This window comes from Thauera sedimentorum (assembly GCF_014489115.1).
GTDB classification, from domain to species: domain Bacteria; phylum Pseudomonadota; class Gammaproteobacteria; order Burkholderiales; family Rhodocyclaceae; genus Pseudothauera; species Pseudothauera sedimentorum.
This window is the reverse complement of the sequence record NZ_JACTAH010000001.1, coordinates 1,593,922-1,617,459: the sequence shown is the minus strand read 5'-3', so window position 1 is coordinate 1,617,459 and position 23,538 is coordinate 1,593,922. Positions and strand designations below refer to the sequence as shown.

The following is a 23,538-nucleotide window of genomic DNA, read 5'->3' as shown; positions in this document are numbered from 1 at the left end:
CGTTTTCGAACGGTCCGAAGAAGAGGGAGTCCGAGCAGCGCGCTAGCGCTTGCTGCAGGCGATGACCGACCCATCTGTGCCCGACCGTAGCTTCATCGTCGATGCACTCAGTTCAAGAATCTCCGACGACTTGGTGCCGCTCTTCGGAAAGAGTCCCGGCAGGTTGGGCGTCTTGCTGGACTCAGGATGGCTAATGCTGGAGATCCTGGTGTCCTCGATGGTTTCTTCAATGGAACGGCCCTTGAGCTTCCACTTGGCGCTGGAGGCGGTCGAGTACACCATCTCTGGCGCGTTGGCAGCCTTGAGCTTGAGCGTGCCGAAATTGTTCGACTTGCCGTCGCGCGCATAACTCGCAATGTATTCAAGCTGAATCCGGGTGCCATTTTCCTCGGCGGAAAGCTTGCAGTTCCAGTTGCCATGCAGCTGGGCGTCCGAATAGCTCTGCTGTGCGTGGCTGCTCGTACCGAAGACGGTGGCAACGAAGGCAGCAACGGTCATGAGCGATACTTGGCGAGGTTTCATAGGTTTCCTTTTGGCCGACTCTCAAGGCAGGTGATTAAACAACCGGCACCGGAGCGTTGTGCTGCGGACCCAGTCGTTCGGGTGTTGGGCGGAGGGTGGATAAAACGCATGAACGCGTGAGCGATGATGTGTTTTGACCCGGTTCTCCAACGGAAAAATAGCGACTGGCCAGGGGCAGGCGGTGTCAAAGCAGTGCGGCGCCGGCGGGCAGCGCACCGTGAGCAACACACAACGAGCGCCCGCGTGGCTGGACAAGGCGACCGGTGCCAGTTCATATGGCGAATGGGTGCGAACTCTACCGCATAGCCACCTGGCACTTGTCCTGCGGCACTCTTTCTGCCACCCGCATGCTGGCGGCGTGCAGCCGGCTCATGCTCACCCTTGCGGTAAACCGGGCAGGGCGGAGACCGTACGCCGTCAGCGGCTCACAGCAGCGGCGCGGCGGTGTAAAGAATGAGCACCAGCAAGACGAGATTGCTGGTCGCAAAGACCGCGAACCGGAGGATCAGGTGGTTGTAGATGAAAAAGATCAGGCTGTGCGCAACGCGCAAGCCCACGTACGCCCAGGCAAGGTAGACCGCCAGCTGCGACACGGTGCCCGTTACGTGGGCAATGAGCACGCAAGCGTAGAAAAGAACCGGCGCCTCCCTGCCAGAAAGCCGCTCGCATCCGCCGCGTAGAAAGCGGCCGCATCACCATGCCCCGGGTTCCAGCCTTCCTCTTGCGCCCACGAAATCGCCGTGCACACCTCCTCGGGGGCATTACCGAAACCTTGTAACTTGAGTGGTCAGTTGAAGTCATGGCGGGCGCAAAAAAGTGAAATGGATAGGTTGCGATGCGCTGCCCCGAATCTGCAGTGCAGGTCTGGCGATTCGGGGTTGGGCGTCAGGAGGCAAGCGCCGCTTCGGCGGCCATGCGCGCGTGGATCGCCGTGGTATCGAACAGCGGCACGTCGGAATCCTGCTGATCCACCAGCAGCGATATCTCGGTGCACCCAAGAATGATGGCCTCCGCGCCCTGGGCTGCAAGCTTGCCCATGACCGTTCGATACGCGCTGCGGGATTCGGGCTTGATGACCCCCAGGCACAACTCTTCGAAAATGATGCGGTGAATGGTCTCGCGGTCTTCCTGGTCCGGCACGATGACTTGCAGGCCGTGGCGCTCACTCAGCCGGGTGCGGTAGAAATCCTGCTCCATGGTGAATCGCGTGCCGAGCAGGCCAACGCATGAATGGCCCGCCCGCTTGATCTCGGCCGCCGTGGGGTCGGCGATGTGAAGCAGCGGAATGCGGACGGCGGCTTCAATGCTCGGCGCGACCTTGTGCATGGTGTTGGTGCACAAGACCAGGAATGCCGCGCCGGCCCCTTCGAGCGCGCGCGCCGCATCGGCCAGCATGGCGCCGGCGGCTTCCCAGTTTCCAGTATGTTGAAGCCGCTCGATCTCGTGGAAGTCCACGCTGTAGAGCACGATCCTGGCCGAATGCAATCCGCCGAGGCGCGCCTTGATGGTCTCGTTGATTTGCCGATAGTAGGGAATGGTTGATTCCCAGCTCATGCCGCCGATCAGGCCGATGGTTTTCATTAAGGCTCCGGTGTTCGAGCGCCAAGCTCGAAAGTGATGACGACATTTCCTTTCTTGCGGCCGGTGTCGACGTAGCGGTGCGCCTCGGCCGTCTGTTCGAACGGATAGCGCCGATCGATGACCGGCTTGAATTCTCCCGCTTCGGCCAGCTCCGCAAGAAGCTGCAAATCCGCAACGCGCACCGTGGCCGGCCCGGCGATGACTTTCTTGCCGCTCGTCATCGACACCCACAAACCACGGAGCATGTCCGGCAGCCCGGCCACAATCATCAGAAGGCGTCCGCCATCCTTCAACGACGCCACGCGGCGGGAGATCGGCGTCGTACCGACGGTATCGACAATGACATCGTAGATCTCGCCATCTCGGGTGAAATCCTGCCGGGTGTAGTCGATGACCTGTGTGGTGCCCAGAGACCTCACCAGCTCCACGTTCGCGGTACTGCATACCCCGGTGACAATTGCCCCGAAATGCCTGGCAAGCTGCACCGCCGCAGCGCCCACCGCGCCGGATGCGCCAATGACGAGCACGCTTTCTCCGCGCTGAACTTTGGCTCTTCTGAGAAAATCCAAGGCCGTTGTCCCACCAGAAGACAGCGCTGCGGCTTCTTCAAAAGTCAGAGTGGACGGTTTGGGAGCCACAGCCCCGTCTTCGGCCATGCACTTGTACTCCGCATGGCAACCCATGGCGGTGTCGCTGGAAGCGAAAACCTCGTCACTAGGCTTGAATCTGCTTACGTCCTTGCCGACCGCATCAATCACCCCAGCCAACTCCGACCCCAGTATGGGTTGCTTTGGCCGTGAGATTCCAAACGCCAAACGTGTGAGGAGTCTGAAACCGGAGGGGACATTGAGACTCCGCACACGGCAGTCCCCGGATGTGACCGTTGCGGCATGCGTTCTTATCAGGACTTCGTTGTTCTTGGGGGCGGGCTTTTCGACTTCCCTCAACTGAAGTACTTCGGGCGGTCCGTATCTTTCATACACGATTCCTTTCATGCGCTATCGCCTTCGAAAGTTACTTTGACCCGCGCGCTTTCGCGTTGGCCCACGTCTGAAGGATCCGGGCCAGCGCGGCGCTTTGCGGACGTCCGGTGAAATGACGGGTTGGGCGGTATGGCTACGGAGAAAGCCGCGTGGCCAGAAATTCACCATTTCCGACAGGTAGCCTTTGCCGCCATAGCAAGCCAGAGAGTCGAGTAGCCGTTGGAGGTGCTTATCCCAAGCACACGTTGAGCATTCATGGCCTGCACGAGCACCGAAAGAAACTCTCCGGTGTCTCGGGTGATGTTCAGCATGCGCCGAGGCCGATCGACGATGCCGCCATCGTTTTTCAGGCCAAACCGCTCGAGTTCGAGTAACAGCTTCTTTGGGGAATCGGTCACCTTACTCTCCTGACGTCCAGCATAAAGCTATCCGGCCGCCGGCGCTCGAAGCGCGGAGGGAACCAGCAAGCACTGTACGGATGAGCGTCGGGTTGGGGTTAGTTTGCGCACGTATTTACCGTTCGACACTGAGGTACTGTCCATGAGTCACCATACTTGCTCGTGAAGCTCTTGAGTTGATCAAGCAACTTGGCATCTCTGTCTGTGATGTACTTGTTAAGAGAGGAGTCTGGATATTCTTGATGGAACGACGACAGTAGTCTCAATTCACCATCAATCGCAATCCTGGTTTTCTCAAGAGCGACCTCTTCGCATCCCCTAATTTCAAGATCTGCCTCAATTTCACGGAACTGAAGTAAATGATTGAACCAAAGCATGGCTTGGGTTTCGTCAAGAGCAACGCTGAATCCTTCAAGGCTGTGCTTGTACGACAGCTGACCTCCTGCAAGAAATGCTAGGACAATCGAGACAATGTACAGAGTGATCAGTGCCAGCTTATTCATCGCGGAGATAAAGAGTATCAATAGAGCGCAGCGGCATTGGCGTCCATTTGGAGCCCTGTGTTAGAGCTGCGATGCTGCTCATGCTGAGCTGCCCAAACTGAGCCGTAGCACGCGAAGCTGTATAGTCCGTCAGGCGAGACGAGGACGCACATGAAGAAAAGTCGATTCAAAGTGCAGGCAAGGGGTGTTAAGGACCATTGTACGCATAGGTGGTTATCCCGCTGATGGGCCGGCGATAACGATAAACATAAATCTGTGTGCCAACCGGGACGGAGCGATAGGTTGTGAAGTGAATAGTGGCACCGTCCTCTACTCTTGCGACACCTTGATAGGTGGTGTTGCTGTAACGTTGAATCTTCCAGACGCCTTGGGTTACTACGGCCCTGACAAGGTCTTGGGAGACAGGTCTATCAATTAAAAGCCAAAGGCAGCCTACAGAGATGATGGCGGCAAGGATAAACCAGAAATTTTTAGAAGAATATTTCTTTTCTTGGCTCTTCATGTGTTCAGAGATGAGGGTCCATATCCCTAAAAGGGTGATGCAAAACCGGTCGAAATGGCACCGGCGGGGTTGTTCGGTTTGATTCTCATGGCGACTTCTTCGCAGGGATTGGATTCTCAATTCGCTTCGAATTGCCGATGCGGTTGCCGGCGTGCACCGCGTCGGCCCTTTTCGCCCCCCGGTTCACGCCTTCACCTCCGAGCCGCTCAATTCTGCGATCCTCAGTAGGTTGTATTCGGCGCCGGAAATGAAGGCCGCCATCTGGGTCTTCGCCTGTCCGATGAATCGGCTCTTGCGCATTCCTCCGACCGTCTTGAGCCAGCCGAAGATTTCTTCCACCCGTTTGCGCTTGCGTTGGCTGATCTGGTAAGCCTCGGTCCGCGTAGTGCGCCTGTCGAGCCCTGGTGTCTTGCGCCCCTCAACGCGCGCAATGCGCTGACGGATTCGGTGCTCTCGCAGATGCCCCACGAAGTCCTTTACGTGGTAACCCTTGTCGGTGGCGCGCTTCTCGCCCTTGAAGTCGACCATTCCGGTGCCGTCGCCGCCATCCTTCGGCGGCTCGCCGTCTTTGCGCCTGAAGCTCTTGAACGAGGCCCAGGCGTCGATCAGCGTGCCGTCGACCGTGAAATGGTCCGAAGACAACAGTTGCTGCCGGCGGGCGAGGCACACCACTTCATCGAAAGAGCGCCGCGCCACGTCGGTGGCCACCAGGCGTTCGCGCAATCGGCTGAAGTTCGACCGATCGAGGCTGGCGCTCTCCAGGTTCATGTCGAGAAACCAGTGAAAGAGGATGTTGTAGTCGAGCTGCTCGCAAAACTGCCGGTCCGAGCGAATCGTGTACAGCGCGATCAGCAATTGGCCCTTGAGCAGGGGCTCGGGCGGGATCGACGGGCGCCCAACACTCGAATACAGCGCATTCAGGTCCGCCGAAATGGCAGCGAGCGCCCGATCGGCGAGCTTCTTCACCCGCCGCAGCGGATGGTCCGCCGGCACGCGCGACTCGTGAGAGAAGTAATGGAACATCGAGGACTGGGGGTCGAGTTGGCCGCGCATCGCCGTCAGGACTGGAGTTCTGGGAATGTTTCTATGACAAATGACTTTCTGGTTCGTTCGCTGGGTTCTGCATCAACCTGTCAGTCATTTGTTCTATCCTTTGAAGCCAAGGCTTGCGTGGCTAAGAGATATAAAGCGACTGGTGACAGTAAAGCCAGAATTGAGCGCGCTGCAATAAATATTTTGTACCATAACGGAGCAATCAAAATTGCTTCCCCGTTAGCTATTTCGAATTTGATGATCTCTGATGTCTCAGTTAACAATACAAACTGAATTGCAAGGGCCGTGAACCAGGCGACTAATAGCAAACCCGATAATCGATGAACCTTAGCTAAAATGTAGACTGCAATACCAACATTGGCAGATATGGCAATCCAGTTCGCTGCGGTTTCAATTCCGAGCATATACATGCCTAACGCCGAACTCAGCCGAGGAGGCCCGACAGGGCCGACATCGGCTGGAGCGCCGTGTTATATGCTTTCTTTGATTCGTTGATATTCATCTTTGGCGTCTTCATCAACAACCACCTTCACTGATTCGGCCCAATGTGTATTGGAGCCTTTCTTTTTAATCCCGGATATCCAGTATTCTTCGCCGGTTTCTGCGTCAAAGTGGTTGCCTGCCACGCCACTACCTTTTGCTCTGGACAGCGTTCTTCCCCGGTAATAGACACTAAGGCCTGACTTTGAAAACTCGAGCCACCCAATCCTTGCTGCTGCGCCGTCAATTTCTCCATCTTTGTTTTCGATGTACATGACGCGTCGTTGGTTGCCCTTCGTGAGCTGGTTATTTTTCATGGCACATAACGACATAGCTCAGCCGACCGCGAAATGCATCGCATTCTGCAGGTCGGCTGGAGCGCTTTGTTGGGCGGCGAACTTTGAAGCATTAATGTTCCTTAGGTGGGTACACCGTCCAAGTAGAAACAAAGTCCGGGTTTTCAACCACCTCGCCCGACGCCTTGAGCCTGAAATTGCCAGGGGCTGCTTGTTCGAGGCGCGACAGATCTGGCGGCAACAGACGCTCTTCGCCGGAGGCTTCGAGACGGAGAACAATCCCCTCGTCTCGTGTAGCACGAACAATTTCTCCGTGAAACTGCTCCATGCCGATGATCTCGTCAGCATGATTGCGGTGTGTTACGCCAACGAGAAGATGTTTGCCGATGAGGGCTTTAGCCTCTTCGTCGTCGAAGTACGGCTGCCAATCGTCCATATCGCTATTCACCATGACGCCCAACGGTGGATTTAAACCGCGCCGCGGAGCGGCGTCGGCTTGAATGGATTGTTAGGGGGCACCCGGCGGCTCCTCGAATCTGTACCTATAGATCAGCCGCTTGATGCCAGTGCTGCCAAAGATGAGCCAGGTTGCCAGAGCAAGCTCAACGGCGGTGGCGGCCATGTCAGCGATCTGGTCAGGCTGCCACTCAAGAACACCGACGCCGATCTGCCTTGAACGCGCAAACAAGGTAAGCCAGTAGATTGCATCACTGATGCCGTAAGCCATCACCCAAACGCCAATCAAGGTTAAGCCAACGGACATCGCCACTGAAGAATCGAGGGAGCGCTCAGAGCGCGGTTCACGCATGACTGGAAGGAAATTCCGTGCCACCGTAACCGGGAAACGCCAGAGCAGGGCGCAAACGAGCAGAGCAATAGAAAGCATCACTACATAAGCGATGGCCCAACCAATCCCTTGCGGTTGCGAAAAGAGCTGAACTGCGCCCGGTACGTGCTTAAGAATGCCTATCAATAGGTAGATGGCGAATAGTCGGACAGCTACTGCGACAAAATCTTCTCGGCTCACGATTATCTCCCTGTGTGCCCTAACGTGGAATTGAGGGGCGACGGGCTGGCATCGCCGGCAATCTCGACCGTAATTTTGTCTCCGACTTTTAGTTCCCAAAGCGACAGCCACCCTAGATGTTCGTCGCTAGCACCGGGACCACGCGAAGTAAGGCCGCCAAGACGAAAAGTGAAATCCTGAGTTTCATCGTCTCGGGACGGATGGGATTGAGAACCAAGCTTTCCCGCACAGGTAAGTATTGCGGAGAGAACGCCAAGATCCTCGGTGCCGCCGATGACCGGCGGACCATCATTTACCGTGACTTTCAGTGCGTACATAGGCGTGAGTTAAGTAGAGCTAACGTAGAGCTAACCGGCGCTGCGCGGTTTTATCGCGCAGCGTCCAGCGACCGAAGGGAGCGAGGTTGAGCGCCATGTTATGCATTGTGGTGCTTCATTGCGAGTTCCCGCAAAAAACGCGCACCCGATTGGGTTAAGCCACTATCAAATAGCCCATGCCGTTCTAGGTCGTCCAAGTACTGCCGTGGCAAGCGATTGGCAATATCGTCAAACTCTCTCCGAAGAGTTGAATGGCTGCCCGCAAGGATTCTCTCTAGCCCAATCTTTTCCACGACATGGGACTGAGTAAAGTCGGCCATTCCTCTATCATCAAGCGGATTATTTCGTTCCCGCTTCTTTTCCATTCGCTCCATAAACAGCCGCTTGTTTAGTTTCGATACCTCCCGTTGCGCTTCAGCCAACTCATCCTCCTTCGCTTTGAGTTGCGCTAGAACTTTCTCCTTTTCTTCCTCTTGAAGGTGCGATCGTTCTACTAAGTGCTGAACAATCTCATTTCTTTCGGCGAGAACCTTTTCAATTTCTTGTTGCTCTGTCTCAAGCTTTTGTTTTGTTTTTTCGACGGCATCGTTTTGCTTGGTAGGAATATTCTGCAAGTAGGTACGCATTGATGAATAGCCTTCATCAAGATTCCTCAGGCGCTCCCCAAAGCCACTCTCGATTTTTACTAGTAACTCGGCAATATCTTTCGTGAACTTGTAGGTGTTGTCATAGAAGGTATTGCTTGTTTCTGTTGCCTTGAAATAGAAAAGAGCGGCTAATCCAACTGAGAATAGAGCTAAGAGGAGAGACAGCAGCGTAGGAAAATCCACGGTCAATGTGGTCGGTGTCGAATAGATTTTGTATGCGCACACAGCGACCAAGACGATGGTAGAAATTGCTTTGACCCAATCCCACAAACCTGCTTTACCCTTTTCTTGATCCATGTGTTTTCCTTGTTGAGGCATAACGTAGAGCTAACCGGCGCTGCGCCGCTTTATGGCGCAGCGTCCAGCGACCGAAGGGAGCGAGGTTGAGCGCCATGTTATGCGCCGTCATGGCCGTAGCAGCCTCTGCCGTTCTTCCAACGAAAGATCAAAGTTGTCCCTATACCTTTCTGGAAGCCCTTTTCTAAGACGGGCTGCATAATGATGTCGGTCCAGAAGCTCTTGAATTAGTTGTGAGCAGATGAACATAAACTTTGCCCTATTCGTTCCATCGAGATGCTCAAAGTACTGCTTCGGAATCTTCCGGACTAGTTTAGATATTTCATGGCTCTCAAAGTTGGAACCATCCCACTTGTGGGCAAACTCATTCCTGATTCTTGCGACTACTCTAATTGCCTCGAATTCGCTGTCTCGGATCAGGGCCAATGCGTGAGCCACATTGGCGCGATGCATTAATGTACTCATGCAACTATCAAGGGAAGATAGAAGGTCTGTTGCTTTGTTCTCATTCGGGAAGAAACTTTGCAACAACTTGATGAGAAGTTCGTCGATGAACGACGTGATGTTTAAGACGGCTCCCCTCACGGTTTCTGACTCAACCTCGCTAACGAAGCGACATTGCCAGCTTCTTTCCTCTTCTGTTTTTGGGGCGCTAATAAACCCAAAGCTCTCGGACAGTATTTGATTTGACATGACTATAGGTTTCAGGATGTCACTTCGGGATGGACCGCCGGGTTATGCCCGCTGCGATATTTCATCAACTAGCTCCTCCATTGTCACCCCCTCGAAGCCATTGTCGTATCTCCAATCACCTTTGACGCGTTTTTGAACACCAAGGCCATTTGGCGTCTCGACTATCCGATAACTAATTACTCCATTCAGGACGGGGACGCCATCGACGATCTGCCAGTCCAGTATCGATGGCCGAAGGTCATGCAGCTTCGCCATGAAGGAAGACGCATTGCCAAAACGCTGTGCACTTTCCAGATGGCACGCTTTTCGTATAAGTCGCTTCAAATTGGGTGGAACCCAGGGAGGCAATGCCGAGAGACTTAGCACTTTGCCTGAGACGATTCGGGAACGAATGCATTGGTCAACAAACTCTCGCTGGTCGTTCGGCAACGTAATCGACTCATAGTGTTCGATTTCCCTACGTGAGAGCCAAGCACGGCTGTCGTAAGGAAGTGGTCCTCCAAGAAGCTGATACAGAACTATGCCTGCTTGGTAGATATCGCCAACGACACCATACGAGTTCTTGGTAATGCTTTCTGGAGGACGATATAGAAGGGAATGACTGGAAGCGGGAATCGATGATGCGCCTTCCGGAATTCGCTTTACGGACCCAAAATCACCGATCACTGCCTTGTTGTCATCTGAGATGTAGATGTTTGCAGGCTTGATGTCGCGGTGAATGAATCGCTTCGCATGCAGATGGCTTAGGCCAGAGAGAATCTGGTACGTGTAATCGATCGCTGCCAGGTTCCCCAGCGACGTAGCCTCAAGTACTTCGTCCAAGTCACCGTTTGTACAGTTGGGAGTAACGAAATACGCCCATTTGGCGTCTAAGAGTGCTGCATCGTGAATCTTTAGAACACTGTCGGCTTCAATCTGGGCTAGTTGTTTCGGTTCAGCGTGGAACTCTGCTTTGCCTCCCCAGTAATAGAACTTTACTGCGACACTTTTTTCCGTTATCCGATTGGTGCCGAAGAAAACATAACCGTTTGACGCCTTGATGTCCTCTTTTGTGAAGGCAATATTTTTCGATAACTCGCGTAACGCCTTTTTGATCTCAGGCGGCGCACTGGTGCCTTCTATACACAGTGCGCTCACTCGGATGCCTTCAGAATTGCGGTGCAAGCGGTGCAGTAGGCGTCATGTTGATACTTGTTCAGCGTAGCCGGCATAACAAAGGCGTGCTTCTTTACGTGTGCACCGATTGTTTGCGGAGAAACCAATGTCACGTCGCAGTTACCAAGCATTTGGAGTAGACCTTCGATCTTGAATGTGGTGGGGCCACCTGCGTATTCACCCTTCTTCCCACGCTTCTTGATGGCCATATGTTTGATGCCATTGTCTCGAATAAAGCCGGCAACCAATTCAAAGAAGGATTTGACGTTGGCTGACTCATCATCATCAGCCAGAGCGATCTTCTTTGTATCGGTCGCAATATGGCTTAGCTGGCCTTTTGCTAGGTGCGCAACGGCTAGGATTGCCTCGCTACCTTTGATATCAACGCCGCAAACTTTCATATTGGCTCCGTAAAGGCATAACGTGAAGGTGAGGGGCGACGGGCCGGCATCGCCGGCACGGCGTCCCAGCGGCGAAGCCGCGCCTCGACCGTAGTGTTATGCGTTTGTGATTGCACTGGCGTTTCGCCCTTGACCTGATGCACACGGACTGTGAGGCTTTCCGTCTAGGACAGAGTAGCCGCACTCGTATTCTGAATATTCGTGGTCAACGTCCAGTTCGCGCCCTTGGTATTCAACCGATTCAGAATGAAACTCGCGGGCGGTTAGAGCAGAGCCGCAGTGTGGGCAAAGGAAGTCATTTAGCAGCTCTCGCGCAAGCGAAACTTGCTTTGTAAGTTCTTCAGCTTTTTGGCGAGTTGCACGTAGTTCCTCTTCTTTGCGGTGCACGAGCTCTTGATTTGCGTTCTTGTCCTGTGAGAGGCGTTCCAACTCGCCTTCGAGCAATTTGACCCGCCCGGACAATGACTGAGCAAGAACGTCAGGCGTGGAATTACGTGCTTCGGCCAACTGGTCTTTCAGCGTGTTGACCGTTTCTTTTAGCAATTGAATCGTGGCGTCTTTTTGATCTACGAGGAGGCGGTAAAGCCCGAAGACCGAAAATACAAAGGCCACAATTGACGCGATTTGAGTCCAGAAAATTACGTCATTACTCACAGGCAAACGCTCCAAGACGCATAACGTGGAAGTGAGGGGCAGCCGGAGTGCGAAGCACGGAGGGAACCAACAAGCGCAGCTTGTTGGCTGTCCCGCTCGACTCCAGGGTTAGCCACCAAGCACCTCTCTGAGAACTTGGTGAGCCAAGAAACCGAACGATTTGCCGGTGCCTCGCAAGTGCGACGACACGACGATATCCGCGGAAATATCGTCGACGCTTTCGAGCTCAATCACCTCACCGTTCTCCCGGGAAATCATAGCGTCGATCTTCCAGAACTGGCCTGAAGATGTGAGCCAAACACAACCATAGCTTTCACCCTCTTGCTCTGTCACCGATGCCACGCGAACCAAGACGCCAAGACTTGGCTCTATATTGTGGCTACGCAGAATGTTGGGAAGCCATTGAATGGCACCTTCCGCCATGAGGCCCCCCGCGTGGCGAATTTCGGACAAGGTTTCGGCGTTTTGCTCGGCAACGTTACGCTGAACAGACATGGTGGCTAACGTTTAGCTTGAGGGGCCGCCGGAGCGGCGAAGCCGCGGAGGGTACCTGCAAGCGCAGCTTGCAGGCGGTCCCTCTCGAAGCGATGGTTAGGGCACACGGTACTCTCCAACCTCAGATTGCTCCCATGCAGTAAGGTCGAAGCCGAGTGCCGATAGCGCAAAACGTGCATGTAACGACAGTTTCTGCCATGTTGGATTTTGCAGTAGTGCAGCCCAGGACAATATCTCCAGATCTTGCGACTCTGGCGAGCGCAACAAGTCGCCAATGCAACGCAACTCAGCTTTCACTGGCGCGCCAAAGGACTGAGCTTGGCCATTGAGCGCTGCGGCTTGCGGGAAGTGCCCTTCCAATCTTTCGATGCACTCCCATGCACCCTGAAGTAACTCGCTGGCGATGATGTATTCGGCGGCCGTTCCGGAAACGCCGAACTTGCGTTGGTACGCGACGGATGCGACCGGTGCGAGACGAGAGGTGAAGTAGTCGAGGCTCATGTGCCCTAACGTTCAAGGTGAGGGGCGCTGCGCGGCTTTATCGCGCAGCGTCCCCTCGACCGCAGGGTTGGGCCCCCGGCGCTGCCAGAGACCCCAGATGTCTTTTGCAAGGCTGGCGTAATGACTGCGGTCGCCGGCAGTGTCTTTGCCAAACCAGCGTTGAAACTCCTCGTGAACAATGGTGGTTACATCGTCGGCGGACGCACAACTCTTTAGCCGCGGAAGTACGCTCCCCGCCTCGGCCTCATATTCGTCAGTGTTTTCGCCAAAGTTGATTGAAATTGGATCGTGCTCAAACATCAGCTTCGACACGGCGGCAAAGAATTCTGGGTCAGCAGCTTGCACTTGCTGACGTGCTATACGTTCCTGCTCGATGCGTTTGACGACCTCTGGCGGGAAACCTGCTGCATTGGGTTGTGCCGCCTTGGCGGACCTACTCTTGAGCATCAGCACTCCCGCGACAATTAGCGCGGCAACAACGGCCACAAATGCAAGGGCTTTCATCTAGGGGCCCAACGTTTTAGGTAAGGGGCGCTGCGCGGAGCTTTATCGCGCAGCGTCCAGCGACCGGAGGGAGCGACCTTGACCGGAATGTTAGGCATCGGCTTCTACCTCGTTTTCGGTTGGGTACACCGACAGACACAGAGAGACGCCAGCCTGACCTGACAAAAACAACAATTCAGGCGGAAATGTGAATGAGGACCAACCCGGCGGATATATTTCAGCCCCGAAATCAAGAGCCAACCACTCAACCCCAGGGAACGAACTCAGGCGCTTTACGTTTTCAAGGTTAGCTTGGAGGAACGAAATTACATCTTCGATTTGCCGCTGAAATTGGGAGAAGCTGGCTTCACTGGCCACGATTCGAATACCCGAGGTTTCATTGATTTTTTCATTTTTAGTGCTGTTCGGAAAGCGCCTCTCACCCTTGCGCCATAGGGAATCAATGGGGAGCGGAACGCTGGCGATGAAGCCATCTACGTTGAAATTTTCACCACCAGCTCGGAGCATGCAACTCATAGATGCCTAACGTAGAGCTAACCGGCGCTGCGCGGCTTTATCGCGCAGCGTCCAGCGACCGAAGGGAGCGAGGTTGAGTGCCATGTTAGAGCGCTTTCTCCAGTGCCTTGGACAGCTTCTTGAATTCTTCACGCAGCTTTCCGAGTTCTTCGACGATGGGGTCATGCGGAACGTCTGTGTTGATGTATGGACGGAGATCAACAATCGAAGTCTCTGATATTGGCTCGGAGCCTGATGTGTAATTGGCGGTAACTTGAAATTGCAGTGGAGAGAGTTCTTCAGTATTCGAGCCACCGTAAAGCGTAGGCCCATTACCCAACAGAAAAAGGAGTTGCCCGTCGGGTGGCAAGCTATCGATGGCACGCGAAAACGCAGCGCTGTTGGCAATATTGCGCTCCTCACGTTTCTCGCCAAGTTGGTAAAAGCTTTTGTCTAGGGATAGCTTCAAGTTCAGAGCTGCTGTTTTTCCCACGTTTTTGATAGAAAGATATAAAAGCTGTGTCCCTGTTCTAACGCTCGTTGATACGAGTATGTATGGGCGCATTGCAGCGTTTTGTTGTTCTCTCATCGTTGAAACCATGGCTTGGTTTGCACGAAGGATTTGGAGTGTCGCCCAAGCATAGAACGCTGTGATGAGGACAAGAGCAAGTGTCAGCCAGTCGGTATTTGTCATCGTTGGAAATGTTGGCATAGCAGTCAGAAAGCTCTAACGTGCTAGCTCAGGGGCGCGAAGCCGGCTTGCCGGCGTAGCGTCCCTCTGGAGCGGCGGGTTAGAGCGCGGTGTATTACCACCACGGAAAGCAGAAACAACAGCCAGTAGCTGCACAATCGAACTCCTTGCTCTTGAGACACTGTTTCCACGGAAAGTCTTTGTATTCTGTCTCGGGCTCAGCTGCGTGGTTCTGAAGCACAGCGTACGCACTAGCACAACGAACAAACCGTCTGCGCTGAAGAAGCAGGAACCGCAGCACACCGAAGCGAAGCACTGCGCGGCGGCCAAACTCAGAACAAGACCAGCCGCCATGAAGCGCACGATGCGCACACCGAAACCCTTTATGCGGAGACAGGAGCCTTTGGTATCCGCTGATTGCTCCGGCTAATGCGTAGCGAAGAACCATAGCGCTCTAACGTAGAAGTGAGCGGACAGCGCGGCTTTTTGCGCAGGTCCGCTCGACTGCTGGGTTGGGGGGCAGGCCAAGAAAAATCATTGGTTTTTCACCTCTCGTGTTTGGCGCCATGCTTCCCAGCGGGCATTAGCCTCGGCGACAGCAGTCCATTGCGCTGTGCCAATGAGACCGGCGACCAGAACGCCCAGGACGGTGCCGTTCTGGACGTGCCACGAGAGAAGAGAGAGTGGGAGGCCGGTGATCGTAAGCCAGAGATGGGTGGAAACGCCGTACTCGCCGTGACCACTGAAGGAGTTGCCGAGAGCGGCGATTGCGAGCAGCGCAAGAGCCCAAGCCCCGTACCACTTTGCAACTTTCTTCGCGGCGCTATGCATTCAAGCCCCCCAACGTTTAGTAGACGACAAGTGACGGCGTAAAGGCGTTATGCGTCATGTCGGATAACACCTCAATCTTGCACAAGTAGTGGATTTAACGAGACACGGCGTACGGGGTTGAACCCTTTGTGACGCCTATCGCGTTCGGTATCGTTCTACTGCCTGCGAAACGCCGATCTCGAATGGCATGAACAATACAACATCCGAACGGGATTCATCCATCCCGCAGACATGTGAGGTGGTCGTCTAGCGGATCAGTGCAGACCGAGGGTGTCGGCGGTGCGCCGCGCGATGCGTGCGAGCAGGGCTTCGGCCAGTTCGCCGCCTGGCGTGGCGGTGGCCGGCAAGCGGTAAGTGAGATGCACCCGGCGGGGCTCTGCAGGCAGTGTGTAGAGCGCCATGCTGAGCGGACACAGCGCGATGTGGCGCGGGGTTTCGGCGGTCATGCGACCGGCGACGTGGGCGCTGCAGAAGGTGAAGATGACCGCCTCGCGGTAGGTGTCTGCCGGGTGGCCGAGGGTGGGGGCGGTGCGTTGGAGCATGTTGCCGAATTCGCTGACCGTGGGCGGGGCGAGGCCTTCGGCGGCGATGCTGTCTTCCAGCGCGGTGCGGGCGCTGGCGAAGTCGGTGGGGTGGAGCACGTGCTCGACGATCTGCGCCTGCGCCTGGGCCGCCACGCCGCAGGCGGCGAGCAGGGCGGCGGCGGTGAGGTGGCGCAGTGGGCGGGCGGCGTGCTTCAGCATCGCTTGGCTAGAAGTGGTAGCTCAGCCGTGCGCCGGCGTACCAGCTGCGCTCGGGGCCGGGTTCGTAGTAGCGGCCGTTGCCGTCGCCGACGATGACCGAGGCGATGTGCTCGCGGTCGAAGAGGTTGTCCAGGCGCAGCAGGCCGGCCAGGGTCCAGTTGCCGTAGCGGCGTTCGGCGTTCAGGCGCAGGTTGACAAGGGTGTGCGCGGGTGCGGTGCGTTCGGTGTTGGTGTCTTCCACGTACACCTTGCTGCGGTAGAGCGCCTCAGCCGCCAGGGTGAGGCCGGTGCGCGGGGTCCAGGCGAGTTCGGCGTAGGCGCTGGTGGCGGGGATGCCAGGCAGGCGGTTGCCGGACTCGATGGTTTCACCACGGCTGTCGAAGCTGCTGTCGTAGATGGCGCGCAGGTGGGTGAGGACGAGCTTGCCACGCCACTGGCTGGTGAATTCGCTGTCGAGCGCGAGTTCGATGCCGTCGCGCCGGGTGCGGGCGGCGTTCTGGAACACGGTGCGCCCGCCGCCGCTGGCTAGCACGACCAGCTCGTCGGTGCTGCGGATGTGGAAGAGCGCGGCGTTGAGCGTGGTGCCGTCGCCGATGAAGGCCTTGGCGCCGATTTCGTACTGGGTGCTGCGCGAGGGCTTGAGGTCGAAGTTGAAGCCGTCGGTGCCGGTGAGGCCGGAGTAGGACAGCTCGTTCATCGTCGGGGTCTCGAAGCCGCGCGCGGCGCTGGCGTACAGGCTCAGGGTTTCCATCGGCCGCCAGGCGATGCCGAAGGCCGGGGTGGTTTCGCTGAAGCGCAGGCTGCCGCTGTCGTCCGGGTTGGTGCCGGTGATGTAGTCGTCGTCCACCTCGAACTTGACCCGGCTGTGGCGCAGGCCGGCCTGCACGGTCCAGTCGCCGGTCTCCCAGCTCGCCTGCACATAGGGGTCGACGCTGGTGACGGTGTCGGTCTCGTCGCGGCGCAGCGCGCCCTTGACGCCCAGCGTGGCGCCGACGAAGTTCTCGTAGCCGCGGCGGTCGTCCTGCGAGCGGTCGTAGTCGACCCCGCCGGTGACGGTGAGCGCGCCGCCGCCCAGGCCGAAGACCTGGATCCAGCGCGCGCCCAGGCCATGGAATTCGCGGTCGAAGTTCACCACGCCGCCGGAGTGGCGCGGATTGGCCTGCACGAAGGTGGGGATGGACTGGTACTGGGTGACCGCGCGCGTGCCGCCGTAAGCCACCAGTTGCAGGCGGCCGCTGCCGAAGCGCTGGTCCCAGGTGGCGCCGGCCTGCTTGTGGTCGATGTGCTTGCGGGTGTTGAAGTTGAGCGCGGGGTCCTCCACTGCGCGCGGGTCGCGCTTGTAGGTGTCCCAGGTGAGGCCGAGCGGGTCCTCGGTGTCGCGCTGGCGCAGGCCGCTGACCACCAGGGTGAGCTTGCCGTCGGCGTTGGGCTTGAGGTTCACCTTGGCGAAGGCCTGGTCGCGGGTGGCGGCGCTGTGCTCGCGGTAGCCGTCGGTGGTGAAGCGTGAGCCATTCACCAGGTAGCCGACGCCGCCGGTTTCGCCTTCCGCACCCAGCGAATACTTGCGCGTGCCCCAGGCGCCGGCGATGGCGCCGCCATGCACCTGCGGGTCGCCCGCGCCGTCGCGCGAGAACAGCTGGATGACGCCGCCGGAGTGGTTGCCGTACACCGTGGCGATCGGGCCGCGCAGTACCTCTATACGCTCGGCGGTGTCGAGGTTGAAGGTGGCGGCCTGGCCCTGGCCGTCCGGGTTGCTGGCCGGGATGCCGTCGGCGATCAGCTTGACCCCGCGCACCCCGAAGGCCGCGCGCGCGCCGAAGCCGCGTACCGAGATCTGCAGGTCCTGCGCGTAGTTCTGGCGGTTCTGCACCACCAGGCCGGGCACCGCGGCAAGCGCCTCGGAGGCATTCACGTTGAGGTTGCCGGCCTGCACCGCCTGCATGTCGACCACGTCCACCGAGAAAGGCTGCTCGAAGCTCTCGGCCTCGGCGCGGCTGCCGGTGACCACTACCGGGCTGAGCGTGGGGGCGGGGTCGGCGGCCTGTGCAGCCGTGGGGACGAGCGCGGCGACTATGGCGGCGAGCGGGGCGAGGGCGGGGCGGGATCGGGAGGCGAATTTGCGGCGGTTCATGATGGCTGAGTCCTGTGCGGCTGAATGCTTGGTGGGCACAGTGTCACGCTTGGCGGGGAGGGCGGTCGTCCACGAGCGAATGGCAAGGGGCTAGCGAAAACCATGAACCTGGCATCGGGGGGTGCCGGTAGCTGATGGTACGTCTTCGTCGTCCGTGTCCCAGCCGCGAAAGTCACCATGCACGTAAAAGTGCGCGGCCGCCTCGTAGAGTGCGGCAAACATGCCGTGCGCGAAGGGGTCGTGGCCGGCGTCCGGCACTTCGTACAGCCGGCTGCCGGGCAGGGCGGCGTGCACCCGGCGGGCGGCCTGCAGCCGGCACACCTGGTCGGCGCGGCCATGCACCAGTGCGACCGGCAGGCCGGCGAGCCGCCCGGCATCGGCGAGCACGCCGCCGGCGGCAATGAAGCAGTCGTGGCGCAGGTAGTGGGCCTGCACGCGGTAGCGGGCGATCAGGGCGGTGGCTTCGGGCGAGCCGGCTGCCGGCAAGTCGGGCGGCGCGGCGTCGGGCTGGCCGAGCGCGGTCTCCCAGCGGCGCCAGCGCTGTGCGGCGGTCAGCGCGCGGGCCGGGTCGGGATCATTCACCGCCTCCGCATAACACGCCAGCAGGTCGCCACGCCGTGCCGGGGGCGCCGGGGCGGCGAAGGCCTCCCAGGCGGCCGGCCGCACGCGCCGTGCGCCGTGGAAGAACCAGTCGATCTCCTCGCGCGTGCCGAGAAACACGCTGCGCAGCAGCAGGCCCAGGCAGGTGTTGCGGTGGGCGGTGGCGTAGGCCAGCGCCAGGCAGGCACCCCAGGAGCCGCCGCACACCAGCCAGCGCGCGATGCCCAGGTGGCGGCGCAGGGCTTCGATGTCGGCCACCAGGTGGGCGAGCGTGTTGTGCTCGATGCGTCCCAGCGGCGCGCTGCGCCCGCAGCCGCGTTGGTCGAACAGCACGATGCGATAGCGCGCCGGATCGAAGAACGTGCGCAGCCGCGGCCGTGCGCCACTGCCCGGGCCGCCGTGCAGCGACAGCACCGGCAGGCCGAGCGGGTTGCCGCTCTGTTCGAAGCGGATGCGGTGGCCGTCGCCGGTGTCGAGCAGGCCTTCGTCCCAGGGCGCGCAGAGGGCTGTGGTGTCCATGTCCGGCAAGTTAGCAGAGCGGCCGGGCACGCGTCGTACGGGTGGGGCGAATACAGAAAATCATGAGCCGCGGCCGACGGTTTTGACGAGGCGCCGCGCGGCGCATCTGCGGACACTGGGACCAACGACAAACGATGCGGCCACTCCGTCATGGAGCGCGGACCGCTCGCCACCCCCGGAGACCTCGCCCATGCCTCGCCCGACCTTCCGCTTCCCGCTCGCCGCCCGGCTGCGCCTGCTGCTGGCCTGCGTGCTGTTGGGGCTGGTCGGCGCCACCGCGGCCGCCGAGCCGGCCAAGCTGCGCGTGGGCGTGCTGAAGTTCGGCACGGTGAGCTGGGAGCTGGACGTGATCCGCCACCACGGCCTGGACCGCAAGCACGGCGTGGCGCTGGAAGTGGTGGAACTGGCCAACAAGGACGCCACCGCGATCGCGCTGCAGGGCGGCGCGGTGGACATGATCGTCACCGACTGGCTGTGGGTCTCGCGCCAGCGCGACGCCGGCGCGGACTACACCTTCGTCGCCTACTCGGAAGCCTCGGGCGCGGTGATGGTGCGCCCGGACGGCGGCATCCGCTCGCTGGCCGACCTGGCCGGCAAGCGCATCGGCGTGGCTGGCAGCGCGCTCGACAAGAGTTGGCTGCTGCTGCGCGCGCATGCGCTGCGCAGCACCGGGCGCGACCTCAAGGACAGCGCGCGCCCGGCCTACGCCGCACCGCCGCTGCTCAACGAGAAGTTCCTGCAGGGCGAGCTCGATGCGGTGCTCAACTTCTGGCAGTACGCCGCGCGCCTGGAGGCGCAGGGCATGGTGCCGCTGATCCAGGTGCAGGACCTGCTCGCCGGGCTGGGCGTGCCGGGGCGCCTGCCGCTGATCGGCTACGTGTTCTCCGAGCGCTTCGCCGCCGCGCAGCCGGATGCGGTGCGCGGCTTCATCGCCGCCTCGCGCGCGGCGCAGGCCGTGCTGCGCGACTCCGACGCCGAATGGACCCGCCTGCAGCCGCTCACCGGCGCCAAGGACGCGGCCACGCTGGCCGCGCTGCGCGACGGCTTTCGCCGCGGCATCCCGTCGGGCAGCGCAGCCGAGCACCAGGCGGCGATCGCCGCCGCCTACCGCGTGCTGGCCGAGACCGGCGGGGCAGTGCTGGTGGGCGAGTCCGCCGGGCTGGCGCGCGGTACGGTGTGGCAGGGCTGGTGATGAACGGCGCGCCCGCACTTGCCGCTGCCCCTCCGACGCCCTGGCTGCGCGGCGTCTCGCTGGCGGTCTTCCTTGGCGCCTGGGCGCTGGTGGCGGTGGTGACCGAAAGCCGCGTGCTGCCCACCCCCTGGGCGGTGGCGGCGAGCATGGGCGAGCACCTCGCCCACGGCACGCTGCTCGCCGATCTTGGCATCACGCTGACCCGCGTGGCGGTGGCTTTCGTCCTGGCGATGGCGGCCGGCATCGCTCTGGGCATGCTGATGGGCGCGCGCGAGCGGGTGAACCAGCTGCTCGACGGCGGGCTGATCCTCTTCCTCAACCTGCCGGCGCTGGTGGTGATCATCCTGTGCTACGTGTGGTTCGGGCTCAACGAGACCGCGGCCATCTTGGCGGTGGCGGTGAACAAGATCCCCAACGTGGTGGTGGTGATGCGCGAAGGCACGCGCGCCGCCGGGCGCGAACTGCTGCAGGTGGCGCAGGTCTTTCACGTGCCGCCGCTGCGCCGCTTCCTGGTGTTCTTCCTGCCCCAGCTCTACCCCTACATCATGGCCGCGGCGCGCAACGGCATCGCGCTGATCTGGAAGATCGTGCTGGTGGTCGAACTGCTCGGGCGCAGCGACGGCGTGGGCTTCCAGCTCTCGGTGTTCTTTCAGCTCTTCGACATCGCCGGCATCCTGGCCTATACGCTGGCCTTCGTCGCGGTGATGCTGACCATCGAGATGGCGGTGCTCGCGCCGCTCGAGCGCCGGCTGACGCGGTGGCGGGCATGAACGGCACGATGCTTGCCGACCTCGCGGTGCGGGTGGCCGAGAAGCGCTACCCCGGCGCGGCGCAGCCGGCGATCGCCGAGCTCGCCTTCGAACTGCCGGCGCGCCAGTTCTGCTGCATCGTCGGCCCGTCCGGCTGCGGCAAGACCTCGCTGCTCAACATCCTCGCCGGGCTGGACCGCGCGGCGCGTGCCGAGGTGCGCTTCGGCGACGGCAGCACCCCGGCCGCGGCGCCGATCGGCTACATGTTCCAGACCCCGCGCCTGCTGCCCTGGCGCACGGTGCGCGACAACGTGCGGGTGGTGCTCGATGCGCAAGCGGTGGCTGCCGGGCGCGCCGAGCAACTCCTCGACGAGATGGGCCTGGGCACCTGCCTCGACGCCTACCCCGGCCAGCTCTCCGGCGGCATGCAGCGCCGGGTGGCGCTGGCGCGCGCCTTCGCCATCGAGCCGCGCCTGTTGCTGCTCGACGAACCCTTCGTGTCGCTCGACCATCCGGTCGCCGAGCATCTGCGCGACATGCTGCTGGAGCTGTGGCAGCGCCATCCGACCACGGTGCTGTTCGTCACCCACGACCTGCGCGAAGCGATCCAGCTCGCAGACCGCATCCTCTTCCTGTCGCGCGCGCCCTCGCAGGTGATCCTCGACGTGGCGGTGGACCTGCCGCGCCCGCGCCGCGCCGAGGACGCCGCCTGCGAGGACTTCCGTCGCGCCTTGCTCGCCCGCCACCGCGACCTGCTCGCGGGGGTGGCGGAAGAGGGCGCGGAGGGGGTGAGGTGCCTGGGAGACGGCGCGATGCCGAAACCCTTTCTGATGGAGCATCCGGCATGCTGAGCGTGCGCGAGGTGAGCAAGTCCTACGGCGCGGTGAAGGCGCTCGACCGGGTCAGCCTGGAGGTGGCGGCCGGCAGCTTCTGCGTGCTGCTGGGGCCCAACGGGGCCGGCAAGTCCACGCTGTTCCAGCTGCTCTCCGGGCTATTCGTGCCGGACGGCGGCGAGATCTTCATCGACGGCATCCCGGTGCGTCGCCAGCCGGCGCGCGCGCTGGCCCGCCTGGGGGTGGTGTTCCAGCAGCAGGCGCTGGATCTCGACCTGTCGATCGCGCGCAACCTGCTGCTGCACGCCGACCTGCACGGCATGCCCCGCGCGCTGGCGCGCCAGCGCATCGAGGAAGGGCTGGTGCAGTTCGACCTCGCCGCGCACGGCGGACGCAAGGTGCGCGAACTGTCCGGCGGCAACCGCCGGCGGGTGGAGCTGATCCGCGCCATGCTGCATCGCCCGGCGGTGCTGCTGATGGACGAGGCTACCGTCGGCCTGGACCTGCCCTCGCGCCGCGCGCTGCGCAGCCACATTTCCCACTGCATGCAGCAGCGCCCGATGGCGGTGCTGTGGGCCACCCACTGGATCGAGGAGATCGAGGACGCCGGCCAGGTGGTGGTGCTGCACCGCGGCCGCGTGCTGGCCGACGGCTCGCAGCAGGCGGTGATCGCGGCGCTCGGCGAGCCGACGCTGGAACAAGGATTCTTCAAGGCGGCCGGCCTGGCCGCCACCCATACCAATAATCCCCAAGGAGCCCTGTCATGACCCCGACGACCATCCCCGCCCGCCACGCGCTCGCCGCGCTGGCCCTGGCCTGCGCCGCCGGCGCCGCGCAAGCCGCCACGCTGTATGTGTCCAGCGAGAAGGACGATGCGCTCACCATGATCGACGTCGCCACACTCCAGGTCACCGGCACCGTGGCCACCTGCAAGCGCCCGCGCCACATGCAGCTCGCCGCCGGCGGCAAGCAGCTGGTGGTCGCATGCACCGAGTCCGGCAAGGCCGACGTCATCGACCTGGCGAGCGGCAAGTCGGTGCGCCGCATCGACCTGGGCGACGACCCGGAGATCTTCGACCTGTCGCCCGACGGCAAGACGCTCTACGTCTCCAACGAGGACGACGGCGAGATGGGGGTGATCGATGTCGCCAGCGGCAAGCGCACCGGCGCGGTGAAGGTGGGGCAGGAGCCGGAAGGGGTGAAGGTGTCGCCGGACGGCAAGACGGTGTTCGTCACTTCGGAGGTGGCCAGCATGGTGCACGTGGTCGATGCGGCCAGCGGCAAGGTGGTGAAGAACATCAAGGTCGGCAAGCGCCCGCGCCGCTTCGCCATCAGCCCGGACGGCGCCGAGCTGTGGGTCAGCAACGAACTCGATGCCAGCGTCAGCGTGATCGATACCGCCAAGCTGGAAGTGGTCGACACCCTGCGCTTCGAGCTCAAGGGCGCGCGCAGCGAGGACATCACCCCGGTGGGCCTGACCTTCAGCCGCGACGGCAAGCGCGCCTTCGTCGGCCTGGGCAAGGCCAACCACGTGGCCTTCGTCGATGTCGCCAGCCGCAAGGTGCAGCAGCTGGTACTGGTGGGCAAGCGCGCCTGGAGCGTGGCGCTCAACGGCGACGAGTCGCGCCTGTTCGTGGTCAATGGCCTGTCGGACGACCTCACCGTGGTCGACGTGGCCGCGGCCAAGGCGGTCAAGACCATCCCGGTGGGCCGCGTGCCGCACACCGCGGTGGTGGTGGAGTAAG

Annotated in this window: 29 protein-coding genes and 1 pseudogene; 5 read left to right on the top strand and 25 right to left on the bottom strand. The window is 60.4% G+C overall.

Features of this window, described 5'->3' with window-relative positions; all coding sequences use genetic code 11:
- Positions 1–42 precede the first annotated feature (42 nt).
- From IAI53_RS07335 to pip, 25 genes and pseudogenes are all read right to left on the bottom strand, one after another.
- Complete coding sequence (locus tag IAI53_RS07335) at positions 43–498, bottom strand: hypothetical protein (RefSeq protein WP_187717458.1); 456 nt, start codon at positions 496–498, stop codon at positions 43–45.
- Between the two features lie 449 nt (positions 499–947).
- A pseudogene (locus tag IAI53_RS07330) lies at positions 948–1,157 on the bottom strand (MAPEG family protein); the annotation flags it as partial.
- Positions 1,158–1,407: 250 nt separating this feature from the next.
- Positions 1,408–2,103 carry an aspartate/glutamate racemase family protein gene (locus IAI53_RS07325; RefSeq protein ID WP_187717456.1) on the bottom strand — a complete coding sequence of 232 codons (696 nt, stop codon included), beginning with the start codon at positions 2,101–2,103 and terminating at the stop codon, positions 1,408–1,410.
- Positions 2,103–3,098, bottom strand: coding sequence for an NAD(P)-dependent alcohol dehydrogenase (locus IAI53_RS07320; RefSeq protein ID WP_187717455.1), 996 nt, complete (start codon positions 3,096–3,098; stop codon positions 2,103–2,105). The genes IAI53_RS07325 and IAI53_RS07320 overlap by 1 nt, the downstream gene beginning before the upstream one ends.
- 149 nt (positions 3,099–3,247) lie before the next feature.
- A complete protein-coding gene (locus IAI53_RS18735) occupies positions 3,248–3,484 on the bottom strand; it encodes an O-methyltransferase (RefSeq protein ID WP_187717454.1) in 237 nt (78 codons plus the stop codon).
- Between the two features lie 690 nt (positions 3,485–4,174).
- A complete protein-coding gene (locus IAI53_RS07310; RefSeq protein WP_187717453.1) occupies positions 4,175–4,489 on the bottom strand; it encodes a hypothetical protein in 315 nt (104 codons plus the stop codon).
- Positions 4,490–4,672: 183 nt separating this feature from the next.
- Positions 4,673–5,542: a transposase gene (locus IAI53_RS07305; RefSeq protein ID WP_187717452.1), complete on the bottom strand. Its 870-nt coding sequence runs from the start codon at positions 5,540–5,542 to the stop codon at positions 4,673–4,675.
- 80 nt (positions 5,543–5,622) lie between these two features.
- Positions 5,623–5,952: a hypothetical protein gene (locus IAI53_RS07300; RefSeq protein WP_187717451.1), complete on the bottom strand. Its 330-nt coding sequence runs from the start codon at positions 5,950–5,952 to the stop codon at positions 5,623–5,625.
- 60 nt (positions 5,953–6,012) lie between these two features.
- Positions 6,013–6,339, bottom strand: a complete 327-nt coding sequence (locus IAI53_RS07295; RefSeq protein ID WP_187717450.1) for a hypothetical protein — start codon at positions 6,337–6,339, stop codon at positions 6,013–6,015.
- 91 nt (positions 6,340–6,430) lie between these two features.
- A complete protein-coding gene (locus tag IAI53_RS07290; protein ID WP_222948178.1) occupies positions 6,431–6,769 on the bottom strand; it encodes a hypothetical protein in 339 nt (112 codons plus the stop codon).
- A 57-nt stretch (positions 6,770–6,826) separates the two neighbouring features.
- The gene (locus IAI53_RS07285; RefSeq protein ID WP_187717448.1) at positions 6,827–7,345 is read right to left on the bottom strand and encodes a hypothetical protein; all 519 of its coding nucleotides are present in this window, start codon (positions 7,343–7,345) and stop codon (positions 6,827–6,829) included.
- Between the two features lie 415 nt (positions 7,346–7,760).
- Positions 7,761–8,606, bottom strand: a complete 846-nt coding sequence (locus IAI53_RS07280; RefSeq protein ID WP_187717447.1) for a hypothetical protein — start codon at positions 8,604–8,606, stop codon at positions 7,761–7,763.
- 735 nt (positions 8,607–9,341) lie between these two features.
- Positions 9,342–10,436 (bottom strand): serine/threonine protein kinase, encoded by a 1,095-nt coding sequence (locus IAI53_RS07275; protein WP_187717446.1) that lies wholly within the window; start codon positions 10,434–10,436, stop codon positions 9,342–9,344.
- On the bottom strand, positions 10,433–10,855 hold the full coding sequence (locus IAI53_RS07270) for a DUF3010 family protein (RefSeq protein ID WP_187717445.1): 423 nt from the start codon (positions 10,853–10,855) through the stop codon (positions 10,433–10,435). The genes IAI53_RS07275 and IAI53_RS07270 overlap by 4 nt, the downstream gene beginning before the upstream one ends.
- A gap of 96 nt (positions 10,856–10,951) precedes the next feature.
- Positions 10,952–11,509 (bottom strand): hypothetical protein, encoded by a 558-nt coding sequence (locus IAI53_RS07265; protein ID WP_187717444.1) that lies wholly within the window; start codon positions 11,507–11,509, stop codon positions 10,952–10,954.
- Between the two features lie 108 nt (positions 11,510–11,617).
- Positions 11,618–12,004: a hypothetical protein gene (locus IAI53_RS07260; protein WP_187717443.1), complete on the bottom strand. Its 387-nt coding sequence runs from the start codon at positions 12,002–12,004 to the stop codon at positions 11,618–11,620.
- Positions 12,005–12,100: 96 nt separating this feature from the next.
- Positions 12,101–12,505 carry a hypothetical protein gene (locus IAI53_RS07255; protein WP_187717442.1) on the bottom strand — a complete coding sequence of 135 codons (405 nt, stop codon included), beginning with the start codon at positions 12,503–12,505 and terminating at the stop codon, positions 12,101–12,103.
- A 12-nt stretch (positions 12,506–12,517) separates the two neighbouring features.
- A complete protein-coding gene (locus IAI53_RS07250; RefSeq protein WP_187717441.1) occupies positions 12,518–13,009 on the bottom strand; it encodes a hypothetical protein in 492 nt (163 codons plus the stop codon).
- Between the two features lie 90 nt (positions 13,010–13,099).
- Complete coding sequence (locus IAI53_RS07245) at positions 13,100–13,516, bottom strand: hypothetical protein (RefSeq protein WP_187717440.1); 417 nt, start codon at positions 13,514–13,516, stop codon at positions 13,100–13,102.
- Between the two features lie 94 nt (positions 13,517–13,610).
- Positions 13,611–14,198 carry a DUF8453 domain-containing protein gene (locus tag IAI53_RS07240; RefSeq protein WP_187717439.1) on the bottom strand — a complete coding sequence of 196 codons (588 nt, stop codon included), beginning with the start codon at positions 14,196–14,198 and terminating at the stop codon, positions 13,611–13,613.
- Positions 14,199–14,310: 112 nt separating this feature from the next.
- Complete coding sequence (yidD, locus tag IAI53_RS18780; RefSeq protein WP_187717438.1) at positions 14,311–14,643, bottom strand: membrane protein insertion efficiency factor YidD; 333 nt, start codon at positions 14,641–14,643, stop codon at positions 14,311–14,313.
- Between the two features lie 86 nt (positions 14,644–14,729).
- A complete protein-coding gene (locus IAI53_RS07230; protein WP_187717437.1) occupies positions 14,730–15,026 on the bottom strand; it encodes a hypothetical protein in 297 nt (98 codons plus the stop codon).
- Between the two features lie 254 nt (positions 15,027–15,280).
- Positions 15,281–15,769, bottom strand: a complete 489-nt coding sequence (locus IAI53_RS07225; RefSeq protein WP_222948177.1) for a DUF302 domain-containing protein — start codon at positions 15,767–15,769, stop codon at positions 15,281–15,283.
- A gap of 7 nt (positions 15,770–15,776) precedes the next feature.
- Positions 15,777–17,900: a TonB-dependent receptor family protein gene (locus tag IAI53_RS07220; RefSeq protein ID WP_187717436.1), complete on the bottom strand. Its 2,124-nt coding sequence runs from the start codon at positions 17,898–17,900 to the stop codon at positions 15,777–15,779.
- 90 nt (positions 17,901–17,990) lie between these two features.
- Complete coding sequence (gene pip, locus IAI53_RS07215; protein WP_187717435.1) at positions 17,991–19,019, bottom strand: prolyl aminopeptidase; 1,029 nt, start codon at positions 19,017–19,019, stop codon at positions 17,991–17,993.
- Positions 19,020–19,209: 190 nt separating this feature from the next.
- Between pip and IAI53_RS07210 the strand changes: the two genes are divergently transcribed.
- From IAI53_RS07210 to IAI53_RS07190, 5 genes are read left to right on the top strand one after another with little or no spacing between them, the layout of a single operon-like run.
- Complete coding sequence (locus tag IAI53_RS07210; RefSeq protein WP_187717434.1) at positions 19,210–20,211, top strand: ABC transporter substrate-binding protein; 1,002 nt, start codon at positions 19,210–19,212, stop codon at positions 20,209–20,211.
- Positions 20,211–20,981, top strand: coding sequence for an ABC transporter permease (locus IAI53_RS07205; protein ID WP_187717433.1), 771 nt, complete (start codon positions 20,211–20,213; stop codon positions 20,979–20,981). The genes IAI53_RS07210 and IAI53_RS07205 overlap by 1 nt, the downstream gene beginning before the upstream one ends.
- Positions 20,978–21,811 carry an ABC transporter ATP-binding protein gene (locus tag IAI53_RS07200; RefSeq protein WP_225433166.1) on the top strand — a complete coding sequence of 278 codons (834 nt, stop codon included), beginning with the start codon at positions 20,978–20,980 and terminating at the stop codon, positions 21,809–21,811. The genes IAI53_RS07205 and IAI53_RS07200 overlap by 4 nt, the downstream gene beginning before the upstream one ends.
- Complete coding sequence (locus tag IAI53_RS07195; RefSeq protein ID WP_187717432.1) at positions 21,805–22,560, top strand: ABC transporter ATP-binding protein; 756 nt, start codon at positions 21,805–21,807, stop codon at positions 22,558–22,560. The genes IAI53_RS07200 and IAI53_RS07195 overlap by 7 nt, the downstream gene beginning before the upstream one ends.
- On the top strand, positions 22,557–23,537 hold the full coding sequence (locus tag IAI53_RS07190) for a PQQ-dependent catabolism-associated beta-propeller protein (RefSeq protein ID WP_187717431.1): 981 nt from the start codon (positions 22,557–22,559) through the stop codon (positions 23,535–23,537). The genes IAI53_RS07195 and IAI53_RS07190 overlap by 4 nt, the downstream gene beginning before the upstream one ends.
- Position 23,538: the final 1 nt, after the last annotated feature.